The sequence below is a fragment of the Flavobacterium hankyongi genome, assembly GCF_036840915.1.
Classification (GTDB): Bacteria; Bacteroidota; Bacteroidia; order Flavobacteriales; family Flavobacteriaceae; genus Flavobacterium; species Flavobacterium hankyongi.
On sequence record NZ_CP085725.1, the window covers coordinates 2797008 to 2822069 of the forward strand.

General features: G+C 32.6%; 17 protein-coding genes and 1 pseudogene. 14 read left to right on the plus strand and 4 right to left on the minus strand.

Annotated features, from left to right (window positions below; translation table 11 throughout):
* Positions 1–2: 2 nt before the first annotated feature.
* The 5 genes from LJY17_RS12770 to LJY17_RS12790 all read left to right on the plus strand — a co-directional run bounded on the left by LJY17_RS12770 (position 3) and on the right by LJY17_RS12790 (position 8729).
* The gene (locus tag LJY17_RS12770) at positions 3–3155 is read left to right on the plus strand and encodes a UvrD-helicase domain-containing protein (protein ID WP_264544207.1); all 3153 of its coding nucleotides are present in this window, start codon (positions 3–5) and stop codon (positions 3153–3155) included.
* Positions 3156–3180: 25 nt separating this feature from the next.
* Positions 3181–4377, plus strand: coding sequence for a glycine C-acetyltransferase (gene kbl, locus LJY17_RS12775; protein WP_264544208.1), 1197 nt, complete (start codon positions 3181–3183; stop codon positions 4375–4377).
* A 104-nt stretch (positions 4378–4481) separates the two neighbouring features.
* Positions 4482–5900 carry an OmpA family protein gene (locus tag LJY17_RS12780; protein ID WP_264544209.1) on the plus strand — a complete coding sequence of 473 codons (1419 nt, stop codon included), beginning with the start codon at positions 4482–4484 and terminating at the stop codon, positions 5898–5900.
* 64 nt (positions 5901–5964) lie between these two features.
* Positions 5965–6483, plus strand: a complete 519-nt coding sequence (locus tag LJY17_RS12785; RefSeq protein ID WP_319800128.1) for a hypothetical protein — start codon at positions 5965–5967, stop codon at positions 6481–6483.
* Between the two features lie 29 nt (positions 6484–6512).
* Positions 6513–8729 (plus strand): PD-(D/E)XK nuclease family protein, encoded by a 2217-nt coding sequence (locus tag LJY17_RS12790; protein WP_319800129.1) that lies wholly within the window; start codon positions 6513–6515, stop codon positions 8727–8729.
* Here LJY17_RS12790 and LJY17_RS12795 read toward each other — a convergent pair.
* The 3 genes and pseudogenes from LJY17_RS12795 to LJY17_RS12810 all read right to left on the minus strand — a co-directional run bounded on the left by LJY17_RS12795 (position 8726) and on the right by LJY17_RS12810 (position 11942).
* Positions 8726–9508: an alpha/beta fold hydrolase gene (locus LJY17_RS12795; RefSeq protein WP_264544210.1), complete on the minus strand. Its 783-nt coding sequence runs from the start codon at positions 9506–9508 to the stop codon at positions 8726–8728. The genes LJY17_RS12790 and LJY17_RS12795 overlap by 4 nt on opposite strands.
* Positions 9509–9511: 3 nt before the next feature.
* Positions 9512–10569, minus strand: a pseudogene (locus LJY17_RS12805) (DUF2891 domain-containing protein).
* A gap of 80 nt (positions 10570–10649) precedes the next feature.
* Positions 10650–11942 carry an aminopeptidase P family protein gene (locus LJY17_RS12810; protein WP_264544212.1) on the minus strand — a complete coding sequence of 431 codons (1293 nt, stop codon included), beginning with the start codon at positions 11940–11942 and terminating at the stop codon, positions 10650–10652.
* Positions 11943–12092: 150 nt separating this feature from the next.
* Here LJY17_RS12810 and LJY17_RS12815 point away from each other — a divergent pair, with 150 nt between their 5' ends.
* The 9 genes from LJY17_RS12815 (at position 12093) to LJY17_RS12855 (ending at position 23444) form a co-directional block, all read left to right on the plus strand.
* Complete coding sequence (locus LJY17_RS12815; RefSeq protein ID WP_264544213.1) at positions 12093–12968, plus strand: hypothetical protein; 876 nt, start codon at positions 12093–12095, stop codon at positions 12966–12968.
* 169 nt (positions 12969–13137) lie between these two features.
* Positions 13138–13968, plus strand: coding sequence for a succinate dehydrogenase cytochrome b subunit (locus LJY17_RS12820; protein ID WP_264544214.1), 831 nt, complete (start codon positions 13138–13140; stop codon positions 13966–13968).
* Between the two features lie 17 nt (positions 13969–13985).
* A complete protein-coding gene (locus LJY17_RS12825) occupies positions 13986–15995 on the plus strand; it encodes a fumarate reductase/succinate dehydrogenase flavoprotein subunit (protein ID WP_264544215.1) in 2010 nt (669 codons plus the stop codon).
* A gap of 27 nt (positions 15996–16022) precedes the next feature.
* Entirely contained in the window at positions 16023–16787 is a 765-nt protein-coding gene (locus LJY17_RS12830) for a succinate dehydrogenase/fumarate reductase iron-sulfur subunit (protein ID WP_264544216.1), read from the plus strand.
* A 67-nt stretch (positions 16788–16854) separates the two neighbouring features.
* Positions 16855–17370, plus strand: coding sequence for a thioredoxin family protein (locus LJY17_RS12835; protein ID WP_264544217.1), 516 nt, complete (start codon positions 16855–16857; stop codon positions 17368–17370).
* 106 nt (positions 17371–17476) lie between these two features.
* Entirely contained in the window at positions 17477–18655 is a 1179-nt protein-coding gene (locus LJY17_RS12840; protein ID WP_264544218.1) for a tetratricopeptide repeat protein, read from the plus strand.
* 2 nt (positions 18656–18657) lie between these two features.
* Complete coding sequence (locus LJY17_RS12845; protein WP_264544219.1) at positions 18658–19773, plus strand: polysaccharide deacetylase family protein; 1116 nt, start codon at positions 18658–18660, stop codon at positions 19771–19773.
* 71 nt (positions 19774–19844) lie between these two features.
* Complete coding sequence (locus LJY17_RS12850) at positions 19845–22673, plus strand: GH92 family glycosyl hydrolase (RefSeq protein WP_264544220.1); 2829 nt, start codon at positions 19845–19847, stop codon at positions 22671–22673.
* Between the two features lie 3 nt (positions 22674–22676).
* Entirely contained in the window at positions 22677–23444 is a 768-nt protein-coding gene (locus LJY17_RS12855; protein WP_264544221.1) for a nitrilase family protein, read from the plus strand.
* Here the strand turns inward: LJY17_RS12855 and LJY17_RS12860 are convergent.
* Positions 23433–25034, minus strand: a complete 1602-nt coding sequence (locus LJY17_RS12860) for an Ig-like domain-containing protein (RefSeq protein ID WP_264544222.1) — start codon at positions 25032–25034, stop codon at positions 23433–23435. The two genes, LJY17_RS12855 and LJY17_RS12860, sit on opposite strands and share 12 nt — an antisense overlap.
* Positions 25035–25062: the final 28 nt, after the last annotated feature.

Here is a 25062-nt window from a genome sequence, read left to right on the forward strand (position 1 = left end):
AAGTGAACAAACTTGCATTTTCCATATACAACGCATCGGCGGGTTCAGGTAAAACCTATACTTTGGTTAAGGAATACCTTAAAATTGTGTTGACTTCTCCTAAAGATGACGCCTATAAAAGTATCTTGGCCATAACTTTTACAAATAAGGCTGTTCAAGAAATGAAAAGTCGAATTGTTGATAGTTTGTATGATTTTACAAAAGATCAGCCTTCCTTGAAAGCCTTGTCTTTAATGCAAGACTTGTCTAGAGATACAGGTCTTAATTTAGTTGAAATCACTACTAAGGCTAAATCAATCATCAAGAATATCATTCACAATTATGCAGCTTTCGATATTTCGACCATAGATAAATTTACGCACAAAGTTATTCGCTCGTTTGCTTTAGATTTAGATTTGCCAATCACTTTTGATGTTTCACTGGATACTGAAAATCTATTACAAGAAGCTGTTGATGCAATTATTGCTGAAGCTGGGAATGATGAGGTTTTAACAAAGCTTCTTGTGGATTTTACCATGGAAAAAACAGATGATAATAAATCTTGGGATGTTTCTGGAGAAATATTTAATGCAGGGAAATTAGTGCTTAATGAAAATTATAGAGAAGAAGTCCTTTCATTACAAGAAAAAACTATTCCTGATTTCATAAGGCTAAAATTTAAACTAAATGAATTTTGTAAGCAACTTGATGATGAGACCAAAGGTTTGGCAACTGATCTTTTAGAGTTAATTAATAAAAGAGGGATTGATTTAAAATCTTTTTCTAGAGCTACATTTCCAAATCACTTGCAAAGTATTAGTGAAAGTAGATTTAATCCAAACAATAAAACTTTTCATGAGTTTGATGATATTCAAATAAACAAAGGGGCAAAAGACAAAGAAATTATTGAGTCTTTAATTCCTGAAATGCTGTCTCAACTTAAAATAATTTATCAAAAGTTTGAAAAGAAGTCTTTTTATGAAGCTTTCTTAAAAAATATTACACCGCTTTCCTTGTTGAATACCATTAACAATAAGTTGAAGGACATTCAAGAAGAGCAAAACATTTTGTCAATAGCCGAATTTAATAAGCTTATTTATGACCAAATTAAAAAGCAACCTGCTCCATTCATTTATGAACGTTTGGGTGAACGATACAAGCACTTCTTTATAGATGAATTTCAGGATACTTCACAAATGCAATGGGAGAATTTAATTCCGTTGATAGATAATGCGTTGTCGAGTGAAGACTTGCAAGGCGTAAAAGGTTCTTTGCTCATTGTTGGAGATCCTAAACAATCTATTTACAGATGGCGTGGAGGAAAAGCTGAACAGTTTATTAACTTAACAAAGGACGAAAATCCATTTAGTAATAAGGATAAAAAGATTTTTGACCTTGAGCGTAACTATAGAAGTTATGATGAGGTTATTAATTTTAATAACGATTTTTTTAAATTTCTATCTCATAAATTCGAAAATGAAGATTATAAGAAGCTTTATTTAGAAAAAAGTTTTCAACTCAGTAATGACAAGAAAGGAGGTTTTGTAAATATTTCTTTTTTACCTTCTGTTGAAAATAGTGATGAGGTTGATGAATCAGAAGAACTGACTACTGATGATTTATATCTTCAAAAAACACTTGAAACCATTCATGGTGTAAAGCGACAAGGTTTTTCTTTGAATGAAATTGTTTTGTTGGTGCGGAATAATAAACACGGAGTGTTATTGGCAAATTATTTGACTGAAAATAATGTTCAAGTAATATCATCAGAAAGTTTATTGATACAATCTTCAAGCGAAGTGCAGTATTTACTTCATATGCTAGGTTATCTTAATGATGTAAAAGATAAAGAGTCGCTAGCTCAAGTCTTGTATTATTTTTCTAAAAATAGAATCAAAACAGCTCAACCTCATGATTTTATAGTTAAAGGAATTTCATTCGAAAAACAAGACGAACTTCAGTCGTGGTTAAATTCTTTTGGAATTGAGTTAAATTTTCAAGCTATTAAAAAGAAATCGCTTTTTGAAGTTGTTGAAACCTTAATTTATAAAGGGATTTTGCCTGAAAATAACAATGCTTACGTTCAGTTTTTTCTAGATATTGTTTTGGAAAGAGATGTAAAGTATCAAATGAGTATTGGTGATTTTCTTGATTTTTGGAATAAAAGCGGTTCTAAATTTAGTGTTCCTGCTAATGAAAATTCAGACGCAATAAGAATCATGACTATTCATAAATCGAAAGGGCTAGAATTCCCTGTGGTTATTTTTCCTTTTGCCGAAGAAAGTTACAGTGCAAATAAAGGAGAAAAGCTTTGGATAGATGCAAATGAGGAAATAGAGTTTGATAAATTTTTAGTCGACAAATCGAGTAATGTTTTACGTTATGGAGAAGTAGCTGTTGAAACCTATAATCAAAAAGAACAGGAAAAATTATTAGACAATATTAATGTCTTATATGTGGCTTTAACAAGAGCCGAAGAACAATTACATATAATTTCGTCTGTAAAAGAAAGGAATAAAAAAGGAGAATTACCCAATAACCTTGCTTCATATTTTATTGAGTTCTTAGAATTAAATAGCAATTTCAATTCAGAAAAAATAGGATATGATTTTGGTAATTCTGAAAGAATTTCTCTGCCCAAACCAAGAGAAGAAACGCAGGAGTTTATTAAAAATAATGAATCGATTATAAAACCAGAGTCGATAAAAATCGCACAGCGTGAAGCGCTTATGTGGGGGACACATCAACAGGAAGCAATCGAATTTGGTAACGTTATGCATAAAGTGTTGTCTTTCGTTGAAACAAATAACGATGTTGATCTGGCTATTTTAAAAGCTGTAGAAAATGGTTTGATTTCAGAAGATCAAAAAGAGTTGGTTTTTAATAGTCTTTCGAAAATTGTAAATCATGCAAGCCTTTCAGACTTTTTTACAGAAGGAGGAAGAGTGTTGAACGAAGTCAGTATTTTAAGAAGTGATGCGTCAACAATAATTCCAGACAGAATTGTAATTAGAGAAAATACAGCTTATTTGTTGGACTATAAGACGGGAGTACATAATCAAAAATATGTGACTCAAATAACAGAGTACGAAAACGTACTCAAAGAAATGGGATACCAAGTCAGTAAAAAAGCTCTTGTATATATAGGAGAAAAAATAGAAGTGGTACATTTGTAAAAATTCAAAACAAACTCATAATAGTATGTACGGAAAAATTAAACAACACTTACAAAATGAACTGAATGCTATTCAGGAAAATGGATTATATAAAAAAGAACGTATTATCACTTCACCTCAAGGCGCAGAGATTGTCGTTAATGGAGAAACGGTTTTAAATTTTTGTGCCAATAATTATTTAGGATTGTCATCTCACCCCGAAGTTGTTCAAGCTGCAAAGGACGCTTTGGATACTCATGGATTTGGAATGTCTTCTGTTCGTTTTATTTGCGGAACACAAGATATTCATAAAAAATTAGAAGAAACCATTGCAAAGTTCTATGGAACAGAAGATACTATTTTGTACGCCGCAGCATTTGATGCAAATGGTGGAGTATTCGAACCTTTATTAGGTGAAGAAGATTGTATTATTTCGGACAGTTTAAATCATGCTTCTATAATTGATGGAGTTCGTTTGTGTAAAGCGGCACGTTATCGTTATGAAAATAATAATATGGCTGACTTAGAGGAACAACTTAAAAAAGCTACTGAAGCAGGTCATCGTTTCAAGTTAATTGTGACAGATGGTGTTTTTTCTATGGATGGTTTAGTCGCGCCATTGGATAAAATTTGTGATTTAGCTGATAAGTACGACGCAATGGTGATGGTCGATGAATGTCACGCTGCTGGATTCATTGGAGCAACAGGAAAAGGTACGCTTGAAGCTAAAAATGTTATGGGTCGAGTAGATATTATTACAGGGACTTTAGGAAAAGCTTTGGGAGGTGCAATGGGTGGTTATACAACTGCTAAAAAAGAAATTATTGAGATTTTACGTCAAAGATCACGTCCGTATTTGTTTTCTAACTCTTTGGCACCTTCAATTGTTGGAGCGTCTTTAAAAGTTTTCGAATTGTTGGAAAAAGACACAACATTGCGAGATAAATTAGAATGGAATACTAATTATTTTAAAGATGGTATGAAAAAGGCTGGATTTGATATAATTGATGGAGATTCAGCTATAGTTCCTGTAATGTTATATGATGCAAAGCTTTCTCAAATTATGGCTGATGAGCTTCTAAAGAAAGGGATTTATGTAATTGGATTTTTCTTTCCAGTAGTTCCAAAAGACAAAGCAAGAATTAGAGTTCAGCTTTCAGCGGGACATTCAAAAGAGCATTTAGATAAAGCTATAGAGGCTTTTATAGAGGTTGGAAAGAGCCTAAATATTATAAAAAATTGATTTTTTTATCAATTTTAGCCTTTTTTTTAACAATTCATTTTGTAATTAATTATTTACCTCTTACTTTTGTCACAATAACGTATTGTAATCAAATAAAATTAAGTATGAAACATCTTAACAAACTTTTTGTTTCCATGTTGATGGTAGCTGGTTTGAGTGCTAACGCACAAAGCAGTGATAATCCGTGGGCAATATCTTTCGGAGCTAATGCAGTAGACACTAGAACTAGTGCGGGTGTGAAAGATGCAAATATTAAAGACCACTTTTCACAATTTTTTAATGTTAAAGAAAACTGGAACATTATTCCTTCAGTTTCTTATTTAACTGTTTCAAGAAATGTTGGTGGAAATTTCTCAGTAGGTGTTACTGGGTCAGTTAACAAAATTTCTAAATGGGTTAACTGGGTTGGTCCTTCTGCAAACTCTGTAGAGACATTTAATCCTGGTGATTTAATGTACTACGGTGCTGATGCTAAAGTGGCGTACAGCTTAAAAAACTTAATCGGAATCAAATGGTTTGATCCTTCAGTTCATATTGGTGGAGGTTATACTTGGTTAGATAAGCAATCAGCAGGGAATGCTAATGCTGGAGCTGGTTTAACATTTTGGTTTACTGAGCAAGTAGGTTTATCATTAAGCTCAACTTATAAAAAAGCATTTACTGATAGAAATAATACGGATGGTTCGTTAGATGTTCCTTCAGTATTCCAACACATGGCTGGTCTTACTTTTCAATTCGGAGGTAAAGATACAGATAATGACGGTATCTACGATAAAGATGATGCTTGTCCAGATGTTAAAGGTTTGAAAGAATTCCAAGGTTGTCCTGATACAGACGGTGACGGTATTCAAGATAAAGAAGACGGTTGTCCTGAGGTAGCTGGTCCAAAAGAATTAAACGGTTGTCCTGACACTGATGGTGATGGTATTGCTGATAAAGATGATGCTTGTCCTGAAGTTGCTGGTTTAGCTAACTTACAAGGTTGTCCTGATGCTGACGGTGACGGTGTTGCAGACAAAAATGATAAATGTCCTACTGTAGCAGGTCCTAGAGATAACGGTGGTTGTCCATGGCCAGATACTGATGGTGACTCAGTTCTTGACAAAGATGACAAATGTCCAGATGTTAAAGGTACTGTAGCTAATAATGGTTGTCCTGAAGTGAGCGAAGACGTAATGAAAAAATTAAACGACTACGCTAAAACTATCTTATTTGATACTAATAAAGCTACTTTCCAACAAAGAACTTTCCCTGTGTTACAAGCTATGGTTGCTATCTTAAAAGAGTACCCATCTTCTAACTTCTCTATCGAAGGTCACACAGATTCAGATGGTAAAGATACTGCTAACCAAAAATTATCAGAAATTAGAGCTGCTGCTGTTGTTACTTACTTAGTAGAAAACGGTATTGAAGCTTCAAGATTATCTTCTGCTGGTTTTGGTGAGTCTAAACCAATCGCTTCTAACAAAACTAAAGCTGGTAAAGCTCAAAATAGAAGAGTTGAAGTGAAATTAGTAAAATAATTTCTTAAGAAATAAATTCTTTAAAACGCTCCGATTAGTCGGAGCGTTTTTTTATTTTTATAAAATGACTCAAGCTTCCTTTTTAGATAAACTAGCCAATTATATTGTCAATGAAAGGCAATATTCTTTTTCAGATATCATTATTGTTTTACCTAATAAAAGAGCCAAAATATTTTTATTGGAATCTTTTAAAAAGCATTTGAAAGATTACTTTTTTGCTCCAAAAATAGTAAGTGTTGAAGATTTTGTTCAAGAAATTTCTGGAGTAAGAAACATCGATAACGTTGAGTTATTGTTTGAGTTTTTTGAAGTTTATTCATCTCTTACAGTATCAGATAAAAGACAAGATTTTGAACAATTTGCAAATTGGGCAAAAACGCTATTGCAAGATTTTAATGAAATTGATCGTTATCTTATAAATCCTGATTATGTTTTCTCTTATCTAAAGGATATTGAAGTTCTTAAAAGATGGGATTTATCTCCAAATAATACTACCGAAATTATAGACAAGCAACTTGAGTTTTGGGATTGCTTGCCAAATTATTACAGCAAATTTTACAATCATCTTCTAGAAAAAAAATAGGATATCAAGGGCTTATTTATAGGGAAGCTGTGAAAAATATTGAGGTATTTTCGTCTATGATGAAAGAAAATAAAGTTGTTTTTGCTGGATTCAACGCATTAAATCAAGCTGAGGAAAAAATAATTCAACATTTGATTTCCCAAAATAAAGCAGAAATTCTTTGGGATATTGATGAGGTCTTTCTGAGGGATACACATCATGATGCTGGCCTATTCGCAAGAAGATTTAAAGACCAATGGAACTATTATAATACAAATCAGTTTCAGTGGATAGTTAATGAATTTTCTAAAGAGAAAAACATTGAGATAATTGGTACTTCAAAATCAATTGGTCAGGCAAAAATTGTATCACAAATTATAGAAGAAAAATCCGCCGATCTTTCTATAGATAATTTAAGTAAAGTAGCTTTAGTCCTTGGTGATGAAAATTTATTGATTCCAGTTCTGCATTCTTTGCCTTCAACTGTTGGGAGTTTAAATATTACTATGGGTTATTCAAGTAAAAATAATCCAGTACAAATTCTAGTTGCTAAATTGTTTAAAATGCATAGTCATGCATTAAAAAGAAATTCTGAAAGTTATCTTTTTTATTATAAAGATGTTTTGGAACTTCTCTCAAATCCAATCATTGAGACTTATGTTAATGCATCAGATTTAATTAACCTGATTAAAAAGAATAACTACACATTCATAACACATAATAGGGTAACAAGCCTTAAGGAAGATAGAAACATTTTTTTTAATATAATCTTTAAGAAATGGGATGAAAAACCTCTCGAAATTCTTCAAAACATAAAAGAATTATTATTGTTGATTAAAGATGAGCTTAATCATGAAAAAGAAGAAGATAAACTGGTTAAAACTTTTCTTTATTCTATTTTCAAAACAATAAATCAATTGATGTCATACTGCTCGAAGAATAGTTATGTGAACTCAGTTGAAATACTTCAAAGTCTCTATAAACAAGTTGTTGATTTAAGTGAAGTGTCTTTTGAAGGAGAACCACTGTTAGGTTTACAAGTTATGGGGGTTTTAGAAAGTCGTGTTTTAGATTTTGAAACCGTTATAATTACGTCAATGAATGAAGGCAAATTCCCTTCGGGGAAGTCTAATAATTCGTTTATCCCGTATGATATAAAACGAGAAATTGGATTGCCTACATTTAAAGAAAAAGATGCTATTTATTCATATCATTTTTACCATTTATTACTTAGAGCAAAAAATATTTATTTACTATACAATACAGAAAATGAAGGTTTAGATGGAGGAGAAAAAAGTAGATTTATTACACAATTGGAAGTTGAGAAAAGAAACAGTCATACTATTTCACATCGAATAATTCAGCCATTTATTCCTAATATTGCCTATCAAAGTATGGAGATTGGTAAAACGGAATTGGTTTTACAGCGTCTCAAACAAATTGCAACTGAAAAAGGTTTTTCTCCATCAGCTTTAACAACTTATATTCGTAATCCTATTCAATTTTATTTTCAAAGAGTATTATCGATAAGAGAAGTTGAGGAAGTTGAGGAGAATATTGCTCTAAACACTTTAGGAACAATCATTCATGGTGCTTTAGAAGAATTATATAAGCCTTATTTAAACCAATTTTTATCAGTTAATATAATTGACCAAATGATTGCTTCGGCAAATAATGAAATTGAAAAACAATTTAAAGAAGTTTATAAGGAAGGAGAGATAAAAAAAGGTAAAAATCTACTAGCTTTTGAAGTTGCTAAACGTAATATTTATAATTTTTTAAACGATGAAAAAAAGACAATTGAAAACGGTGACGCTGTAAAAATTCTTGGTTTAGAAGTTTCACTTGAAAGATATTTGGATGACGCTCGATTACCATATCCTGTAAAAATTGCTGGTAATGTTGATCGAATTGAAATTCGAAATGCTAAATTAAGAATCATAGATTATAAAACTGGGAAAGTAGAAGCGAGAAGTCTTCAATTAAAAGACTGGACTGGACTTACCACAGATATAAAAAACGATAAAATTATTCAGCTTTTATGTTATGCTTTTATGTTTGAAGAGAAAGCTAAAGATCTTGAAGTTGAAGTAGGAATTGTGTCTTTTAAAAATATGAAATCAGGTTTTATGCCTTTTGGGATTAAAGAAGGAAGAGAACTTGATTCGAAAATAACTTCTGACACATTAGAAGACTTTAAAAAGGAACTTATAGAACTAATTTTGGAGATTTTGAATCCTGAAATTGATTTCAAAGAGAACGTTTAAATTTTTTTAAAGAAATCCAATAAAATAGCTTCTAAAATATCTTGATTTTCAATATGACTCATATGGCCATCAGGTAAGTTAACTAGCTCGACAGAAGTACCTTCAATTTGAGAAATGTTATCTTCATAGTTTAATACAGGATCTTTTTTGCCCAAAATTAAAAGAATAGGAAAAGTAGCTTGGTGTAAAATAAACTCCCTGTCCTTTCTTGCCTTCATTCCTTCTAATGCAGAAATGATGCCCTGTAAAGGAGTTTTTAGAGCTTCTTGCTTTACAGCTTCAATCTCATCAGCTAACTTTTCGCGGTTCTCTTCACAAAATAAATTAGCAATCGACATGCCTATAAAAACAGAGGGATTTTGCTTTACGGCTTTAATGGCACGCATTCGGTTTAATTTACGTTCGTTACTGTCTTCTTTTGATGTAGAATTGAGTAAAACAATTCCTTTTACCATGTCAGAATATAATTCGGCAAAAGCTAGAGAAACATAACCACCCATCGAATGGCCTACAAATATTGCTTCAGAAATATTTAATTCATAAAGGACAGCATGAACTGCATCAGCCATATCCTCCATGGTGTGCATATAACTCATGTTTTCGGTCTGGCCATGTCCAAGTAAATCGATAGTAATTACTTGGTGGTTTTTAGCAAAATCATTAATGTAGAAATTCCACATTGTCGAATTTTCTAAAAAACCATGAAGTAAAACAAGAGCTGTGCCTTTCCCTTTTGTAGAATAAGCTACATTGATATTTTTATAATTAATTGTATTCACAAATTATTTTATTGAAAGTGCAAAAATAGCAAATGATGCTAACCAATGTTCACCTCCATATCCACTATTAAATAAAACATTTAAGGATTTATTGATGAACTCTTGAGCAGTTGTCTCAAATCTTTTCTTAACAGGATTGTTTTTAGGAAGGTTTTTGGCAATGTTTTTCTGTTCCAAGCTCTACTAAATGAAAGTCCGTCTAAATGAACAATCTGGTAGTCATTTCGGTCACTAACAGTGGGTGCTTGACAGATTCTTTCAAACCCTTTTTTAGTGTAAAATTTTTTGAACCATTTTTCAAATTCTTCTGGCGACAATATGCGAGTCATTAAATCGGCTGACTGTAAACTAGGTGAAAAAAAATCGCTCCCGTCCGGTTCTAGATGAGCGGGAATCTCTTTGTTTGTTAAATAAAAATCTTTACTTTTTTTGATAATTAAATTTAAAAACTCAACTTCTTTTCTTGTTTTTGCCCAATCATAAGCAAAGCATAATCCAAAAGCAGTGTTTGGATGAACTCCTGTTCTGTTTGGATAAGTCTGTTTGGGTAAAAACTCTTTCCAGATGGTTGTAATTTTTTGTGTTAAAGGCTGAAGTGACTCATGCCATTTTCTTCCCAAATCAGAATCCCATGTATAAAGTTCTTCATCTAATTTTAATAGCCATGCCCAACCATAAGTTCTTTCAAATCCTTTTGAAGCAGTATATTTCCCAAAATATTCCGCTTCCAGTACCATCTTATCTTTTTGAAATGAATTTTCTAAGATTTTAATTATTTCTTCTTTATTTCCAATTTTAGGAAAATCTTTTAGTAGCTTAACTAACATCCAATGACCGTGGACGCTGCTATGCCAATCTAAACAGCCATAAAAAACAGGATGTAATTCGTGAGGCAACATTTTAGCATCTTTTTCCCCATCTGCTAAATGAGAGGTTTTGTTAGGGAATTCTGAAGCGATACAATGCAAGGGCATTTTGCTTAACTTTAATGCTGTTTCTAAATTCAATTTTTGAGAATATGCAGTTAAAGAATATAATAATAAGAGTAGGAAGTATTTCATGGCTGATTTTTAGGAAAATAAATTTATAAAAAAACACCTCATTATGAAGTGTTTTTTAATCTTTATTCTTTTGTTTAAAATTATGAATTCATCAAACTCTCAATTTCATCAGCTTCAATAGGAATATTACGCATTAAGTTGAACGGCTCTCCTTTTTCCTGAATTATCACATCATCCTCTAAACGAATTCCGAATCCTTCTGCTGGAATGTAAATTCCTGGTTCAACCGTGAATACCATATTAGATTGCATTGGTTCGTGTAATAATCCGTAATCATGTGTGTCTAAACCTAAGTGGTGAGAAGTGCCATGCATGAAATATTTTTTGTAAGCTGGCCAATCTGGATTTTCGTTTTGCACATCGGCTTTGTCAATTAATCCTAGTCCTAACAATTCAGAGGTCATAACTTTACCTACTTCAATATGATATTGTTTCCAAAGTGTTCCAGGAACTAACATTTTAGTTGCTTCATTTTTAACATTTAAAACGGCGTTGTAAACAGCACGTTGTCTATCTGTAAATTTTCCTGAAACTGGAATGGTTCTGGTTAAGTCACTTGAATAATTTGCATATTCGGCACCAACATCAAGTAACAATAAATCACCTGCTTTACATTGTTGGTTGTTTTCTATGTAATGTAATACGTTAGCATTCTTTCCTGAAGCGATGATAGGAGTGTAAGCAAATCCTTTTGAACGGTTGCGTAAAAATTCGTGAGCAAGTTCTGCCTCAATTTCGTACTCCATTACATTGGGTTTAACGAAAGATAAAAGTCGGCGGATTCCTTTTTCGGTGATATTGCAAGCATTTTGAATCAAGTCAAGTTCTTCGCTTTCTTTAATTGAACGTAAGCGTTGTAAAATTGGATTCGATTTTTCTACTTTGTGAGCAGGATAATTTTCTTTCCACCACTTTACAAATCTTGCTTCACGCGTTTCAGTTTCAATTGTGGCACGATAATGTTCATTAGTATTAATGTACATTGTATCAGCGTAAGCCATAATTTCCTTTAATGTTTTGTGGAAATCTTGTAGCCAGATTACAGTTTTAATTCCTGAAACTTCAAATGCACGTTCTTTTGTTAGCTTTTCGCCTTCCCAAACAGCAATATGTTCATTAGTTTCTCTTAAAAATAAAATTTCTTTTAAGTGTTCATAAGGAGCATCAGGGAATAATAATAAAATACTTTCTTCTTGGTCAACGCCACTTAAATAAAATATGTCGCGGTGCTGTGCAAAGGGTAAAGTACTATCAGCAGAAACGGGGTAAATATCGTTTGAGTTAAATACAGCTACACTGTTGGATTTCATTTGTGCTGTAAATTTTGCTCTGTTTTTAATAAATAAATTGCGGTCTATTTGATGGTATTTCATAATGAAATGAATTTATTAATAATGAATTTCAAATTTAGGGTTTTGAAGCTAAAAGTTATTAACTATTCTGTAAAATTAGCATTTAATTGGGATAATACTTTTTTTCACCTATTTTCGTTTTTAAATCTATCAACTCTAAACAAAAGCGTTATGAAATTAAAGTCGATTTTAGGATTAGCTCTTTTGAGTGTAATGTTTATTTCTTGTGATGATAAAGATGATAAAGAATTAGTTCAAGATGAGCCTCAATTGATTGTGAAATTCAAGTTCGATCCTAATCAAGCTAGATTGGATAATGTTGGTCAGCCATCGACAATTCCAGTAGGACACGCAGCTCAAACGCCTGTGTTCAATAAAATCAGTTCACATTATTTAGAATTTGCACCTAATGCAACAACACAAATAGGGCAAGGAACAATTTTGTATCATGGTCAAGAAACTGCAATTGGAGGCGCAACTGCTTTCGATTTTAGTAAGGCAAAAATTGTTGGAGAGGGAGAAGTATTTTTATCAATCCCTCTTAAGAATATTACTCCTGGAAGTTATGAGTGGGCTAGATGTTCACTTTCATATCAAGATTATAATATTAAAGTTCTAAGCTCTGGAATAGAGCATAATGGAACCTTGGCAAGTTTTGTTGGTAAGATAACATATATTTCTTCATTTACTTCTGGAGGGTACACTTATAATGTTAACGCCAATAATGATCAAGGTTTTTGGGCTTTTGGATTACAAGGATTTAACTATTCAACTTCTGGGCAAACACCAGTTGGAGCAACTACAGTACCAAATCCAATTAATTCAACATCACCAATACCGGCAAATTCTTGTGTAGTAACTGGGAAGTTTGGAAATAATTTGGTGATTACCGGTAATGAGACAAAAGATATTGTTGTTACACTTTCGCTTTCCATAAATAAAAGTTTTGAATGGACAGAAGTTACAGCAGACGGTAAGTATGAACCTTCTATAGGCGAAAATGTTGTAGATATGGGGTTAAGAGGATTGATTCCTAGTTATGATTAGAATAATTTGAAAAAATAATTATGAAGCATTCAAGAGAAATTTTGGATGCTTTTTTGTTTTTAATACGTATTTTAAATTCATTATAAATTAGGAGAAAAAGGTTGTGTTTACATTCAAATTCCTTTACTTTTGTTACAACTTTTTTAAATTAAAAAATCAAATCAATACTATGGCAAAATCTGCGCTTTTAAAGTCATCTTTAGCAAAAAAATACTGGATGGCTCTTACAGGTTTATTTTTATGCTTGTTTTTGACGGGACATTTATTGGGAAATCTTCAGTTATTAGCTGGGAATTCACCAGAAGCAGCTTTAAAATTTAATAAGTATGCTTTGTTCATGACTACAAATCCAGCAGTAAAAATTCTTTCTTACTTAACTTACATCTCTATTATCTTTCATGCAATCGACGGGATTATGCTTGCTTTTCAAAACAAAGCAGCTCGTCCAGTGGCTTACGCAATGAATAAGCCTCAAGTGAACAGTAGTTTTGCTTCAAGGAATATGGCGGTGTTGGGAACTGTAATTTTAGTATTCATTGTAACTCATATGGTAAGTTTTTGGGCTAGAATGCATTTTGATGAAAAAATGCCATTGCAAAAAATGACAATTGCAGTCCAGCCAGGAATGAATCAGGATTTTTACCTTACTACAGATGGTGGATATGTTCCTGTTAACGATCCTACTTATGTGGTTAAAAATAGAACTGAAATCTATGAGGCTAATGCAAACGTAAAAGTAAAAGAAGCGTATAAAGACCTACATAAAATCACTTTCGATTTCTTTAGAGAGCCACAATATGGTTTGGTATTTACAATTTTATATGTGCTTTCTATGGTTGTTTTGGCATTCCATTTACTTCATGGTTTCCAAAGTGCATTTCAGTCATTGGGAGTTAATAATAAATTCACACCAGCAATTAAAATGTTAGGAACAGGATTTGCGATTATAGTACCTTTATTATTTGCAATTATTCCTCTTTTCATCCACTTTACAAAATAATCAACATCAGATATATTATGAAGTTAGATTCTAAAATACCAGAAGGTTCTATTTCAGAGAAATGGACTAATCATAAAAATCATTTAAAACTTGTTGCACCAAATAACCGTCCAAAAATTGACGTAATTGTTGTTGGTACTGGATTAGCTGGAGCTTCGGCTGCTGCTTCTTTAGGAGAAATGGGCTATAATGTAAAAGCATTTTGTTTTCAAGATTCTCCACGTCGTGCGCACTCAATTGCGGCACAAGGTGGTGTAAATGCTGCAAAAAATTACCAAAATGATGGCGACTCAGTTTACCGTTTATTCTATGATACTATCAAAGGTGGTGACTACCGTGCTCGTGAAGCAAACGTTCATCGTTTAGCGGAAGTTTCAGGAAATATCATTGACCAATGTGTGGCGCAAGGGGTTCCTTTTGCACGTGAATATGGTGGAATGTTAGATAACCGTTCTTTTGGTGGAACACAAGTACAACGTACATTTTATGCTGCTGGTCAAACAGGACAACAATTATTATTAGGAGCTTATTCAGCTTTGTCTCGCCAAATTGGTTTAGGACGTGTAAAAATGTACAACCGTCACGAGATGTTAGATATCGTTAAAGTTGATGGTAAAGCTCGCGGAATTATTGCTCGTGATTTAGTTACAGGTGAAATTCAACGTCATTCAGCTCATGCTGTAATCATTGCTTCAGGTGGATACGGAAATGTTTATTTCTTATCAACAAATGCAATGGGTTCTAATGTAACAGCAGGATGGAAAATCCACAAGCAAGGAGCTCTATTCGCTAATCCTTGTTATGTACAAATTCACCCAACATGTATTCCAGTTCACGGAACAAATCAGTCAAAATTAACATTGATGTCTGAATCGTTACGTAACTCAGGACGTATTTGGGTACCAAAGAAAAAAGAAGACGCAGAAGCAATCCGTGCTGGTAAATTGAAACCAACACAAATTGCTGAAGAAGATAGAGATTATTATTTAGAGAGAAGATATCCTGCTTTTGGTAACTTAGTACCACGTGATGTTGCTTCTCGTGCAGCAAAAGAGCGTTGTGATGCAGGTTATGGTATCGAAGCAAATGATACTAATGAAGGGGTTTACCTTGATTTCTCTTCTGAAATTATTGCAAAAGGAAAGCAAGCTGCTTATGCTAAAGGAAATCATAATCCTTCAGATGCTGAAGTTACTGCTTTAGGGAAACAGTGGTTAGAAGAAAAATATGGTAACTTATTTACCATGTACCAAAAAATTACTGACGAAAATCCATACGAAACACCAATGAAAATTTACCCAGCAGTTCACTATACAATGGGTGGTGTATGGGTTGATTATAACTTGCAGTCAACAATTCCTGGATGTTTCGTTGCTGGAGAGGCTAACTTCTCTGATCACGGAGCTAACCGTTTAGGAGCTTCTGCATTAATGCAAGGTTTAGCAGATGGTTATTTCGTATTACCTTACACAGTTTCTAACTATTTAGCTGATGAAATTCGTACTGGTAAAATTTCTACAGATTCTCCAGAATTTGCTGAAGCAGAAAAAAGAGTACAAGATCAAATCAATTTCTTCCTTAATAACAATGGTAACAAGTCAGTAGATCATTTCCACAAGGCTTTAGGAAACATCATGTGGAATAAAGTAGGTATGGGAAGAAATGCTCAAGGTTTAACTGAAGCTATTGCTGAAATTGATGCTTTACGTAAAGAATTCTATAAAGATGTTTTTGTTCCTGGTTCTGCTGATGAAATGAATCCTGAACTAGAGAAAGCTATTCGTGTAGCTGACTTTATGGAGTTAGGTCAATTGATGGCAATGGATGCTTTACAACGCGAAGAATCTTGTGGAGGTCACTTCCGTGAAGAGCACCAAGATGCTGAAGGAGAAACATTACGTGATGACGAAAACTTCTCATTTGTTGGAGCTTGGGAATATCAAGGTGAAGACATCAACAAAGAAGTATTACACAAAGAAGAGTTGAAATACGAGTTTATCAAAATCGCAGCTCGTAACTACAAATAATAGTTGTTGACTTAAAACAATAAGATTATGGCATCTAAAAAGAATATCAATATAAAATTAAAAGTTTGGCGTCAGAAAAAAGCTTCTGACAAAGGACAAATGGTAGATTACTCATTAAATGATGTATCTACAGATAGTTCATTCTTAGAAATGATGGACCAATTAAATGAACAATTGGTTGCAGAAAAGAAAGAACCTATCGCTTTTGACCACGATTGTCGTGAAGGGATTTGTGGTATGTGTTCTATGTATATTAATGGTCGTGCACACGGTCCAGATACAGGAATTACAACTTGTCAGTTACACATGCGTATGTTCAATGATGGTGATACAATCTTTGTTGAGCCATGGAGAAGTAAAGCTTTCCCTGTAATTAAAGATTTAGTTGTTGATAGAAGTGCTTTTGACAGAATTCAACAGGCAGGTGGTTTCGTATCTGTAAATACTTCGGGCAACACTATCGATGCTAACACTATTCCTGTTCCTAAAGCAGATGCTGATAAAGCATTTGAAGCTGCAGCTTGTATTGGTTGTGGTGCTTGTGTGGCAACATGTAAAAACGGTTCGGCAATGTTATTTGTTGGAGCAAAAGTTTCACAATATGCTTTGTTACCTCAAGGTAAAGTAGAAGCTACCGACCGTGTTTTAAATATGGTTCGCCAGATGGATGAAGAAGGATTTGGTAACTGTACAAATACTGGTGCATGTGAAATTGAATGTCCTAAGGGAATTTCTTTAGAAAACATTGCTCGTATGAATAGAGAATACTTAAAAGCAAGTTTAGTAAAATAATTAAAAGCGTCTTCGGACGCTTTTTTTATGGCTTGATTTTTGTTAACTTAACATAAAGACATAACAGATGAAAAAGATATATTTAGCTTGCTTATTATTGGTAACGGCAATTGGTTTTTCTCAAACAGATGAAGAAAAGGCAGAAAAGAAGAAACAAATTGAAGCAGAGAAGGCCACATTACCTAAACCTTATCAAGAAATGGAAGATGCTGATGCTAAAGTGAAAGAACTTTTAATTCAAGCAAAAGCAGAAAATAAAAACATAATGATTCAAGTTGGTGGTAACTGGTGTGTTTGGTGTTTGCGTTTAAACGATTTTATTCAAAAAACCGATGAATTAAAAAGTGTAGTCGATAACAATTATATCTATTATCATCTGAATTGGTCACCTAAAAACAAAAACGAAAAATTCTTTACAAAGTATGGTAATCCAGGCGATAAACAAGGGTATCCAATTTTTATGGTTTTAAATAAAAAAGGGAAATTAATCCATGTACAAGAAACAGGCTCTTTAGAAGAAGGGAAAGGCTATGGTAAAGATAAAGTAAAAGCATTCTTTGAGGAATGGAAAGTTAAAAGCTAAAAAAATCAATAATATATTTATTTTAAAAAAACGCATTCAGTGATTTGAATGCGTTTTTTATGTGAGTAAAAAATTATATTTGTGAGAAAATTATTAAAATTAAAATATGTCATTAAAAAAATACGTTGTAGCGTTTTTACTTTTTACGCTTACTCAGGCATTTTATGCCCAATCTTCAAAAGAAATTTTAGTATTAAGTGCAGTTGTTAAAGATAAAGTAATTCCTGGTGCTCAGGTTATCTTTCAGAAAAACGGGGAAAAATCTATTCCTTTATATTCAGATCAAAGGGGAAAAGTACAAATTCCAGCAGAATATCAAGATGAAACAGATTTGACCATTATCATCAAAAAAGAAGGGTATTCAACATTGGTTTCTAAATGTCCTTGTGGAGGATTAACATATGCAATAAGCCCTGTAATGGAGGAGTTGGATGGTATGCGTATTGTGTTGAGCTGGGGTAGCGAGCCATCAGATTTAGATTCACATCTTTCTTATCAAGGAGGTTATGTGTGTTATTACCAAAAAGATGCTTCTCAAGCAAATTTAGATGTGGATGATACGGATAGTTATGGGCCGGAAACAATTACAATAACAAAAAAAATTGAAGGGAAAAAATATGTGTATGCGGTACATAATTTTTCAAATAAAGACAATAACAACAATGCAAACTTATCTAAAATAAGCAATGCGAAAGTCTATGTTTATATTGGTAATACATTAATAAGAACTTACATTCCACAATTTGGGAAAACAGGAACAGTTTGGATTCCTTTTGTAATTGATGAGAACGGTAATTTAGTTGATGTCGGTGATTTTAAAAATGCTACTTCATGGGAAGGAGTTAGATCAATTTTAAGAGATTATAGATATGATGCTAGCAATCATGTAGTAGATGCAGCAAGTATCCAAGAATCTATTAGTTTAAATAAAGCAGGGGAGAGAAGTTACCATTCAGGAAATTTAGAAGAGTCGGTTTCTTTTTATCAAGATGCAATCGAAGAAAATCCTAGAAATGGTCAAGCATATAGTAACCTTGGTTTATCTTTTCAAAAATTAGGAAGAGAAGCAGAAGCTTTATGGGCAAACAGAAAAGCAATCGATTTAGCAGAAGGAGCCAAAGCCAATGTAGTTAAAGCAAGTTCATATTATAATATTGCTAGAATATATGAGCAAAAAGGACAATGGAATGATGCGTTAAACAACTTTAAGTTAGCGAAACAGCATAACCAAAACCCTGCTTACGATAAAGGTATTGCAAGAATGTCAGCAAAAGCGAGATCATAATAATGGAAAGACTAAAAGCTTTATTCTTACTGTTTGTTGTAACTCATTCTTTCGGGCAAATAAATGTGGCAAAAATTGACCGTTCCGTTTGGCCTTATTCAATTAATTCAAAAGTAGATTTTGATGTAGCCTCAAAAATGGAAATGCTGGTTTTTACTGAAACTTTCAATGACTACATGAGTTTAAGTACTTCAGAATTATCTCTTAAAATTGGAGTTAAGAATGTTAGTGAAAAATCGGTGAAAGAATGGGAAGCAAGGACCAAAAAACTCTTGCTTGATAATTTTCATGCTTTGTTGGATGAATCATTGCCCAAATATATTTCGATTAAAAAAAATATAGATTGGAATTCAATGATAGCATTGCAGTTGGATAAAAAGATTCCTTCAGAATTAAAAAACTGGTACAATTCTTCAAAAGTTTTTTATCAAGATTATTTGTTTGAATTGTATCGTTTAGCTTCCTTAAATCCTAGAATTACTAGTGAAATTACAATCTTAGATGAAACTGAAGTTACTGGTGATAATTTTGAGCAAAAGCATTTTTTATTGACTTTTGATGACGGTCCAACTCCTCAAAACGGAAATACAGATAAACTTGTTAAGGTACTTAATGAAAATAATCTTAAAGGAATCTTTTTTGTTTTAGGAGATAATTTTAATCAACGATTAGAAGCGACATCATCTAAATCTTTAGAGATGTTATATGGGCAAAATTTAGTGGCATCACATGGTAAGATTCATAAATCACATCAAAAATTTTTAGATTGGCAAAATTCAATTGATTATACTCAAAATATAATCAAATCGAATATGAAATCGAAAGCGATGGTTTACTTCCGTCCACCATACGGACAACGAAATAAAATTTTGATTGATTATTTAAACAATCATCAATCTAAAGTAGTGTTGTGGAATATGGATTCTCAGGACTGGAATAAAGACATTACAGCAAGACAAGTAGCAGATAGACAAATTACTTTGATGCTTTTGTGGCGAAAGGGAATTTTGCTATTTCATGATGTACATTCCAAAGTACAAACAGCAGTGCCTATTATAAAAGAATATTTTAAAAAGGCAGATGTCAATTGGATTGATCCTTCGACGGTAAAAATTTAACTATCTATTTTAATAAAAAACGCATTCATTGATTTGAATGCGTTTTTTTATCTTTGAAAAAACAACCACTAATGAACTCAACTAAGTTTTATTTTTTAATTCTTTTCTTTTCACAATTTGTTTTTTCGCAGGATTTCACAAAACATGTTAATCCATTTATAGGGACCGATGGACACGGGCATACTTTTCCAGGAGCCACTTTGCCTTATGGTATGATTCAATTATCACCTGATACTCGGGTGGATGGTAGTTGGGACGGTTGTTCGGGTTATCATTATTCTGATAAAATTATCTATGGATTTTCACATACCCATTTGAATGGAACTGGTTGTTCAGACTATGGTGATGTTATGTTAATGCCTTCAATGGGGAAAATTCTTTTGGAAAAAGAACAATATGCTTCATCATTTTCTCATGACAACGAAAAAGCATCTGCTGGATTTTATAGTGTAAAGTTAGATAGAAATAATATTGATGTTCGATTAACTTCCTCAACTCGTGTTGGTTTTCATGAGTATACTTTTAATAATGCTGGGGAAGCAGATATTGTAATAGATTTAAATCACCGAGATAAATTGCTTTATGGGGAAGTAAAAGTGATCGATGATAAAACGATTGAGATTTTCCGCAGAAGTGAAGCTTGGGCTAAAGACCAGTATATATATGCACGAATCGAATTTAATGTGTCAGTGAAAGTATTGGGTTACGGAAATGAGAGGAATGAAGCGAAATACTTTTCAGGAACCAAAGTGGCTATAAAAGCTTCAAAAAATGTAAAAAAAGGAGAAAAAATATTAGTAAAAGTAGCGCTTTCGCCAACAGGTTATGATGGAGCAAAATTGAACATGTCTGAAATCAAGCATTGGGATTTTGAGAAAGTAAAGAAAGATGCTGAAGCAACATGGAATAAAGAGTTGTCTAAAATTCAAGTAGCTTCTTCAGATAAAGATAAGTTGGCCGTTTTTTACACAGCATTGTATCACACCATGATGCAACCCAATATTGCAGAAGATATAGATGGTAAATACCGTGGACGTGATAATAAAATTCATGTAGCAGATACTTTCGATTATTACTCGGTCTTTTCATTATGGGATACGTTTCGTGCAGCACATCCACTATATACATTAATTGATAAAAAAAGAACATCAGATTATGTAAATACTTTTATTAAACAATACGAGCAAGGAGGAAGATTACCCGTTTGGGAATTAGCTTCAAACGAAACAGATTGTATGATTGGCTATCATTCCGTTTCCGTGATTGCTGATGCTATGGTAAAAGGAATCAAAGGTTTCGATTATGAAAAAGCTTTTGAGGCGTCAAAACATTCGGCCATGCTAGACCATTTAGGTTTAGAGGCGTACAAGAAAAATGGATTTATTTCGATGGATGATGAACACGAAAGTGTTTCTAAAACGGTTGAATATGCTTATGACGATTGGTGCATTGCCCAAATGGCAAAAATCTTAAACAAAAAAGAAGATTATGAATATTTCATGAAACGTTCTCAAAGCTGGAAAAATATTTTTGACTGGGAAACAGGATTTATGCGACCAAAGAAAAACGGAGGTTGGGATAAGCCTTTCGATCCTCGTGAAGTCAATAATAATTTTACAGAAGGGAATTCATGGCAGTACTCTTTTTTTGTGCTACAAGACATTCCAGGAATGATAGAAGCATATGGAGGGCCACAAAAGTTTGAGGCCAAGTTGGATGAAATGTTTAATGGTGAAAGCAAAACCACAGGTCGCGAACAAGTGGATGTTACTGGTTTAATTGGACAATATGCACACGGGAACGAACCAAGTCATCATATGGCGTATTTGTATAATTATGTAGGTAAGCCAGAAAAGACGAAAGAAAAGGTACATTACATCTTAAATGAGTTTTATAAAAACACTCCTGATGGATTAATTGGTAACGAAGATTGTGGGCAAATGAGTGCTTGGTATGTACTAAGCAGCATAGGGATTTACTCTGTTACACCAGGTGAAACAACAATAAATCTTGTTAAACCAATATTTAAAAATGTTATGATAAAAAATCAATTTGATAAATTTTTCGAGCTAAATGATATATCTGAAAAGGGTCTTTTTGCAGATTTTATAATGTTGGGATCAAAATATATTGAAGCTTCATCTTACAAACAAAATATGTATTATACTTTACATACTTTGCCAGTAATTGATAGCGATGGAAAATCATTCAAAGATAAATTAAATATTAAAATAACGACAGCTTGTAATTATGATAAAATTTATTATTCATTTAGGAAGAAAGGAACTTATAAAGAATATAAAGAGCCAATTGTAATAACAAAATCCACAAAAATTTACACCTACACAGATTATAAATATTCTAATATGTGTGGTCCAAATTTTTGGTATGTACCAAGCGATACTATTTCTGCTGAGTTCTTCAAAAAACCAAACAACTACACCATCAACATCAAATCAAAATACAATCCACAATACCATGCTGGTGGTGCAGAAGGTTTGTTGGACGGAATTTTTGGTTCTGAAAATTGGCGCAAAGGGGACTGGCAAGGGTATCAAAGTCAGGATTTTGAATGTGTCATCGATAGACAAACTAGTTCACCTGTTAATATTATCAGTGCCAATTTCTTGCAAGATCAGCGCTCATGGATTTTAATGCCAACCCAAGTAGAGTTTTATGTTTCTAATGATAATGTAAACTTTGAATTGGTTGATAAAATAAATAATGATGTAGATCCTAAAATTGACAAGAACATTTTAAAATCATTCGACAGTAATAAAAAAGTAACTTCTGCCAGATACGTAAAAGTGATTGCAAAAAACTTTGGTAAACTGCCCGAGTGGCACCAAGGAGCAGGAGGAGATGCGTTTATTTTTATTGATGAGATAACAATTAAATAATTTATGAAAACAGCAATCATTCAATCGGATTTAGTTTGGGAAAGTCCAAGAATTAACAGAATTAACTTTGAAGAAAAAATAAATTCTATTCAGGAAGAGGTTGATTTAATTGTTTTGCCTGAAATGTTTTCAACAGGTTTCACGATGAATCCTTCGGTCGTTGCTGAAACTATGGATGGAGAAACTGTTTCATGGATGGTTTCATTAGCCAAAAACACACACACAGCAATAACTGGAAGTGTAGTAATTACAGAAAATGGAAATTACTACAATCGTATGCTTTTTGTTTTTCCTGATGGAAAAATTCAAACGTATGATAAAAGACATTTGTTTTCTTTAGCGAAAGAAGAAACTGTTTTTAGGCGCGGAAACGAAAAAGTCATCGTAGATTATAAAGACTGGAAAATCTGTCTCCAAATCTGCTACGATTTGCGTTTTCCAGTTTTTGCTCGTAATGTTGAGAATTATGATATGTTGATTTATGTTGCAAGTTGGCCTAAACCACGCATTAACGCTTGGGATATTTTATTGCGTGCCCGTGCTGTCGAAAACCTTTCTTATGTAATAGGTGTCAATCGTATTGGAACAGATGGAAGTCAACTTGAATATGTTGGTCATTCACAAGTTGTAGATTATTTAGGAAATTATGTTATTGAGCCTTTCGAAAATGAAATGGTTAAAATATTTTCTTTTGATAAAAATGAGATGCTTGAAACGCGCAAAAAGTTGAACTTTTTGAATGATAAGGATAAGTTTCAATTACTTTCCTAAATCCACATCTTGATTTACATCCCAATTGGCACGAACATCAATTTCAGTTGGATAGTGAACTACTTCTTCAGGTTGGCGTTTTTCTAAATAGCTACCAGTGTCGCGCTCTTTGTTTTTGTTTTCGTCATAGATAATTCTTAACGAATATCTTTGTGGTTCAAGAAGTAAAAATTCGACTACTGGATTATTTTCACTGTATTGTGATGCTAAAATTTTTCCTTTACTATCTGTTAGCTCAATAACTATTGGAAACGATTTTACATTTTTGAAATTTAGTTTTAAATTCCCATAATCAGAATAATTTTTTGTTGTAAAGGTAAAATTTAAACTATCATTTTTTTGACCTAAATAATCTTCAATAGCATTTGGTAACATTTTGAAAGTGTATCTTTCATTTTCGTCTTTTGTGAAAAGGATTTCAAGATTATGATTGAATTCGTCGTAATTTGTTTTGAAATCTACTTTTGAAGAGTCTTTTTTAGTTAAACTCATTTTAGAAAAATCAAATTTTTCTAAAGGAGTGCTTGTTTTTAAAGTAAAAGTTTCATTAAAGTTTAAACCTCCTCTTTGTTTGGCAGTAATGCTTAAGGTGTCTTGTTTTTGATTTTTCAATTTTAAAACGAAATCTTTTTTTACTTCTTTATTTTGTAACTGTAGACTAATAGAATCGTTTTTTATAACTGGAAACCAAATTTGAAGCGAATCTCTTTCAGGGAATTTGGTTACTTTTATTGGTAATGGATTTCCTTTATGGATAGCAGTAAGTTTGATGTTTTTGTTTTTTCCTTCATAGCCTAAAACACCTCTGTTACCAGATGCTTGATATGGTTTTTTTGCTTTAAAAGCAGCATCTTCTTTAAAGAGTTCCAGTTCAAAAATAGATTTGTCTGGAACTGTTATTGTTTGATTATAGAAACCAATTTTGTCACTATTAGGATCGAACTTGTAATTTGTAGTTTTTTCTTTTAATGCAATTAGTTTGTAATTTCCAGCTTTTACATTCTCAATTTTGAAAGTTTTTAAACTATCTAATGTGTTTGTGATATAACGGGGGTTTTGTTTATAAATAATGGAGTCCTTAAAGTTTTCATCGACTTCAAATAACATGACATTTACATAGTTGTCGGTCTCTTTTTCGTAAGAATCTTTAATAGTTCCTTCAACAAACAGTGAGTCTAAATCCGGACCTGTGGAAAAAACATATTTTAATTGAGGGTAAGCGTTTCCTTCGTTATTGTCAACAATGCTTTGTCCAAAATTAAAGCTATAAGTAGTATTTGCTTTTAAGGTGTCATTTATTTTTATAACCAATTGTTTGCTAGCCGTTCCTTGAGGTAAAACCGTGATTTGGTTTTTCATGGGAGGAGAAACAATTAAGTTTTTCTGAAGATCTTTTACTTTAATAAATTCATCAAAGTTTATTTTGATGGTTTTTGTATTAAATTGAGTGGATAAGTTCTTTGGATTGCTAGAAATAATTTTAGGAGGAGTGATGTCTTTTTCACCACCTGTAATTGTGCCTCTTTTTGCACAACTAACAATTAACACGAAAGTTAAAAACAAAAAGAACTGTATGTTGATTTTTTTCATGAACTGCAATTTAATCAGTACAAAATAA